The sequence below is a fragment of the Methylocystis sp. genome (assembly GCF_021731785.1).
GTDB lineage: Bacteria > Pseudomonadota > Alphaproteobacteria > Rhizobiales > Beijerinckiaceae > Methylocystis.
The window spans coordinates 1-5,296 of the sequence record NZ_JAKFWS010000171.1 but is presented as its reverse complement, the minus strand read 5'-3'; the positions used below and the strand labels follow the sequence as shown (position 1 = coordinate 5,296).

The 5,296-nt window shown below is 63.8% G+C and carries 5 protein-coding genes and 1 tRNA gene; 5 read left to right on the top strand and 1 reads right to left on the bottom strand.

Annotated elements, in window-relative coordinates; genetic code table 11:
* From carB to QZ964_RS20400, 5 genes are all read left to right on the top strand, one after another.
* Positions 1 to 2,211: carbamoyl-phosphate synthase large subunit (gene carB / locus QZ964_RS20420; RefSeq protein ID WP_292534015.1), on the top strand; the 2,211-nt coding region annotated here is incomplete at its 5' end.
* Positions 2,212 to 2,359: 148 nt separating this feature from the next.
* A complete protein-coding gene (greA, locus tag QZ964_RS20415) occupies positions 2,360 to 2,836 on the top strand; it encodes a transcription elongation factor GreA (protein ID WP_292534012.1) in 477 nt (158 codons plus the stop codon).
* Positions 2,829 to 3,818 carry a mitochondrial fission ELM1 family protein gene (locus QZ964_RS20410; RefSeq protein WP_292534009.1) on the top strand — a complete coding sequence of 330 codons (990 nt, stop codon included), beginning with the start codon at positions 2,829 to 2,831 and terminating at the stop codon, positions 3,816 to 3,818. The genes greA and QZ964_RS20410 overlap by 8 nt, the downstream gene beginning before the upstream one ends.
* Positions 3,819 to 3,910: 92 nt before the next feature.
* A tRNA-Thr gene (locus QZ964_RS20405) sits at positions 3,911 to 3,986 on the top strand.
* 395 nt (positions 3,987 to 4,381) lie between these two features.
* Complete coding sequence (locus QZ964_RS20400; protein ID WP_292534007.1) at positions 4,382 to 4,768, top strand: hypothetical protein; 387 nt, start codon at positions 4,382 to 4,384, stop codon at positions 4,766 to 4,768.
* A 26-nt stretch (positions 4,769 to 4,794) separates the two neighbouring features.
* Here QZ964_RS20400 and QZ964_RS20395 read toward each other — a convergent pair.
* On the bottom strand, positions 4,795 to 5,296 hold a 502-nt coding region (locus QZ964_RS20395; RefSeq protein WP_292534004.1), incomplete at its 5' end, for a superoxide dismutase.

Genomic DNA, 5,296 nt, shown 5'->3' with positions numbered 1-5,296 from the left:
CCGATATTGACGACCGCGATGAAGTCGGTCGGCGAAGCCATGGCGATCGGCCGCAACTTCGCCGAGTCGCTGCAAAAGGCGTTGCGCTCGCTGGAGACCGGATTGTCCGGCCTCGACGAGATCGAGATCGAAAGCCTCGGCAAGGGCGACGACATGAATGTGCTGCGCGGCGCGCTCGGCACGCCGACGCCCGACCGGCTGCTCGTCGTCGGCCAGGCGCTGCGGCTCGGCATGACCGCCGAAGCTATTCACGAAGCGAGCCAGATCGACATCTGGTTCATCGAGCGCATCGCCGAAATCGTCGCGCTCGAAAACAAGGTGAAGAACTTCGGCCTGCCCGAGGACGCCGAGAATTTTCGCACGCTCAAATTCGCCGGCTTTTCCGACATGCGTCTCGCGACGCTTTCCGGTCTCGAAGAAGACTCTGTGCGCGACATCCGCCATCGCCTTGGCGTGCGTCCGGTCTACAAGCGCATCGACACCTGCGCGGCCGAATTCGCCTCGCCCACAGCCTATATGTATTCGACCTATGAAGCGCCTTTCATCGGCGTTCCGGCGAATGAGGCGCGTCCCTCGGACAGGAACAAGATCGTCATCCTGGGCGGCGGCCCCAACCGTATCGGCCAAGGCATCGAATTCGACTATTGCTGCTGTCACGCCTGCTTTGCGCTTGCCGACGCCGGTTTCGAAACGATCATGATCAATTGCAATCCGGAGACGGTGTCGACTGATTACGACACCTCCGACCGGCTCTATTTCGAACCGCTGACGAATGAGGACGTGGCGGAAATCCTCGATATCGAAAAGTCGAACGGCGAACTTGTCGGCGTCATCGTCCAATATGGCGGCCAGACGCCGCTGAAGCTTGCGCACGGCCTCGAGCAGGCCGGCGCGCCGGTCCTCGGCACGCCGGTCGATTCAATCGACCTCGCCGAGGACCGCGACCGCTTCAAGCGGCTGCTCGACAAGCTGGGGCTCAAACAACCCAATAACGGCATCGCCTATTCGGTAGAACAGTCGCGCCTCGTCGTGCAGGAGCTCGGATTGCCGCTGGTCGTGCGTCCGAGCTATGTGCTCGGCGGCCGCGCCATGGCGATCATCCGCGACCAAGGCGATCTCGACGATTATCTCCTCGGCACATTGCCGAGCCTGGTGCCGTCCGAGGTCAAGGCGCGCTACCCGAATGACAAGACGGGTCAGATCAACACGGTGCTCGGCAAGAATCCGCTGCTCTTCGACCGCTATCTGGCCGACGCCATCGAGGTCGACGTGGACTGTCTCGCCGACGGCGACGAAGCGGTCATCGCCGGCGTCATGGAACATATTGAAGAGGCGGGCATTCATTCGGGCGATTCCGCCTGCTCGCTGCCGCCGCGCTCGCTTTCGCCTGAGACCATCGCCGCGCTCGAGGCGCAGACCAAAAGCCTCGCCGTGGCGCTCGGCGTCATCGGACTGATGAATGTGCAATTTGCGCTGAAGAACGGCGAGATCTACGTGCTGGAAGTGAATCCGCGCGCGTCCCGCACCGTGCCCTTCGTGGCCAAGGTCATCGGCAGGCCGATCGCCAAGATTGCGGCCGAGATTATGGCCGGCGCGAAGCTTGCCGACTTCGATCCGCTGGAAACGAAGCCGGCGCATGTCGGCGTGAAGGAAGCCGTCTTTCCCTTCGCGCGGTTTCCGGGCGTCGACACCGTCCTCGGTCCGGAAATGCGCTCGACCGGCGAAGTCATGGGTCTCGACACCTCCTTTGACGCCGCCTTCGTCAAAAGTCAGTTAGGGGGCGGCACAAACGCGCCGCGCGAGGGCGTCGTTTTCGTCTCGGTGAAGGATGCGGACAAGAGCCGCATTATCCCCGCGGTTCGCCTATTGAAGGAAGTCGGCTTTTCGGTCGTCGCGACCGGCGGCACGGCGCGCTATCTCGTCGAGCGGGGAATCGCCGCCCAGAAGCTGAACAAGGTCTCGGAGGGAAGGCCGCATATCGTCGACGCGATCAAGAACGGCTCGATCGCGCTTGTTTTCAATACCACTGAGGGGGCGCAGGCGCTGGCCGACTCGCGCTCCTTGCGCCGCGCGGCGCTTCTGCATAAGGTTCCTTATTACACGACCCTGGCGGGGGCGGTCGCGGCGGCCCAGGGGATACGCGCCTATGTTTCGGGGGATCTTAAGGTCCGGGCGCTGCAGGACTATTTTCCGCCGACCGCGACCAACTGAATATTGAGGAGTTGTGCGACTCAGTCGCAATACGCTGACCTTTGGCCGCGATTGGCCGACCCCAGCTTGACCAGCGGCTCCGCCAACGAGCGCGCGGCGAATGCGGCGCATGACTGGCAAAACTTAAGAAAGGCGAGAAGCGAGAGCAATGGTCGACAAGGTGCCCATGACCGCCGCCGGCTACGCGGCGCTAACTGAGGAATTGCGCCGCAGGCAGCAGGAAGACCGTCCGCGCGTCATTCAGCAGATCGCCGAGGCGCGCGCCCATGGCGACCTCTCGGAAAACGCCGAATATCACGCCGCCAAGGAGGCGCAGTCCCTCAACGAAGGCCGCATCGCCGAACTCGAGGACAAGCTGTCGCGCGCCGAAGTCATCGATGTCTCGAAGCTCAATGGCTCGACGATCAAGTTCGGCGCGACGGTCACGGTCGTCGACGAGGACACCGAAGAGGAGCGGGCCTATCAGATCGTCGGCGAAACCGAGGCCGACGTGAAGAGCGGCCGGGTGTCGATCACGAGCCCGATCGCCCGCGCGCTGATCGGCAAGACGGTCGGCGACACTGTCGAGGTCACGACGCCCGGCGGCGGCAAAAGCTACGAGATTCTGAAGGTCGCCTTTGGGTGAGGCGCGGGACGCCGCCCCTCTTCCGCCGCATACGACAATCCGCATCCTCTCCGACGGAAGCGCCGGCCATGAGGCGCAGACGCTTGGCATTACTGAGGCGCTAGGGCTTGCGCCCGACCTCCGCCGCGTCGCGCCACGCGCTTTTTACGCCGCGTTTGCGCCGTTCGCGCCCCCAGATCCCGGCGACGCGCTTGCCTATGCCCCACCCTACCCCGACATCGCCATCGCCGCTGGACGCCGGACGATCCCCGCGCTCCGGCGCTTGAAGCGCGACTCTGGCGGACGGACCTTCACCGTCTATGCGAACAGACCCGCGAATGGGACCGGCGCCGCCGATCTCATCGTCGCGCCGCGCCATGACAGATTTTCCGGCGATAACGTCCTGTCGCCGCTGACGCCCGTCAACCGCATCACGCCGGAGCGCCTCTCCGGCGCGCGCGCCGCGCCTGATCCCCGCATCGCCGCCCTGCCCCGTCCGCGCGTCGCGCTCATTATCGGCGGCGACAGCCGGCATGGCGCCTATGGCGCGGCGCACATCGCCGAACTGGAGCATATCGCCGCGCTGCTGCTAGCCAGCGGGCGCGGCGTGATCGCCACCTCGTCGCGACGCACGCCCGTCGCCCTGCGCGATGCGCTTCGGCGCGTTCTCGCCGCGCCTGGCGGCTTCTTCTGGGATAGAGAGGGAGAGAACCCCTATCTCTCGATGCTGGCGAACGCCGACACGATCATCGTCACCGGCGACAGCGTCAACATGGTGGGGGAAGCCGTCGCCACCGCCGCGCCGGTCTATGTCGTCGCGGCGCCCGGACGCCGGAGCAAAATCGACGGCTATCTCGCCGCACTCACCGACGCCGGCGCCATTCGCGTGTGGCGCGGCGCGCTCGAAGATTGGGGGCGCGTTCCGGTCAATGCGACGCCCGACATCGCAAGCGCCGTCGCGCAGGCCTATTTGGCCTTCGCCGCCGCACGCCGCAATTCCTGAACGCCGCCGCTTTGCAAGGCGCGTGGCTGCTTGAAAAAGCCGCCGCGCGCCGATAAGAGTGACGCGCCGCGCGCCCTTCGCGCAACGCGATCGCCGCAATAGCTCAGCTGGTAGAGCACATCATTCGTAATGATGGGGTCGGGGGTTCGAATCCCTCTTGCGGCACCAGAAAAAACAAAGGCTTAATCAAACATTTTTGGCCGCCACTATCAACTCCAGTCAATTATGTCGCCACCATGTCGCCACCGTAGCGTAACCTCAGAGTCCTGCCCCGCCGACGATCGCCGACCTTCGGTCGTTGGCGCGTATTCGAAAGTCCTTGGCTTGTCGAGAAATTTCCACCCGCGTTCGGCCAAGCCCTCGCGAACTACGAGCAACAATCGAAGAACGGCGACCCAGATCGCGCGCTGCGCTGGCGGCGTCACTAGGGCAGACGTATGCGGCCTATTAGGCATTGCCCACCAGTTTTATCCGTCCGGCGACGGCGATCAGCGCGGCTTCTGCGCGATTCACGCGGGCGAAGAATGCGGCTTTTGCAGGCCAGCGGCTGATCGCCTCCGATCTTGCCGTGTCTTTTGTGCCGTTGCGGACCGCTGACTCTCACACTCGCGCATCAATATCTCGACCAGCTCCCGCTCCCCCTACGCGCGGCGATCTTCGGCAACGCCGGCTCGATTATCGCTTGCCGCACAGGCGCATCCGACGCGCCGATCCTCGCCGAGCAGATCGGGCTTGGCGGCGACGATGCGCTTCTCGACCTTCGCAATTTTTCCGCCTGGACGCGGCTGTTGCGCAATGGCGCGCCCACATCCCCTATCCCCTTCCATCTCTACCCCGCGCCCCGGCCGCTGCGACCGTCCGCGCATCGGCTAATAGACACGAACCGCAGTCGCTTCGGGCGAGATCGAACGGAGGTGGAGAAAAAGATTCGGCGGTTTCTTGCGGGGTGACGCGTGTCTCCTTCCATGCTTACCCGCTATCCCCTGCCATATCTCTCATAGAGGCGGTCGGCGTTGGACCAATTGATCGCCGCCATGATGGCCTTGACGTAATCGCCGGCCTTGGCGCCGAAATCCATCTGATAGGCGTGCTCGAACATGTCGAGGACAAGGACTGGATCGCCTCCGGCGATGGATTGCGTGTGGTCATTCGCCCAGGAATTGACTAGCCGCTTCCCGTGCTTGTCATAGGCCAGAATAACCCAGCCCGAGCCGCCACCGAGCGCCTTGCCCATGCCAACGAATTCCAAACGCCAGCGATCGAAGGAGCCGAAGTCGCGTTCGATCGCTTCATTCAGCGCGGCGCCCGGTTTGTTGCCCTCGCCGAGGCCAGCGAAATAGACTTCGTGCAAGATCATTGAATTGGTCGCGATCAGCTCTTCGCGCTTCAAGCCGTTGATCTGGAATCCCGGCGCCTTGTCAAAATCGAGATTTGCCAGTTGCTCGGCGATGGCGTTCAGCCGCTTCACGGCGCCGACG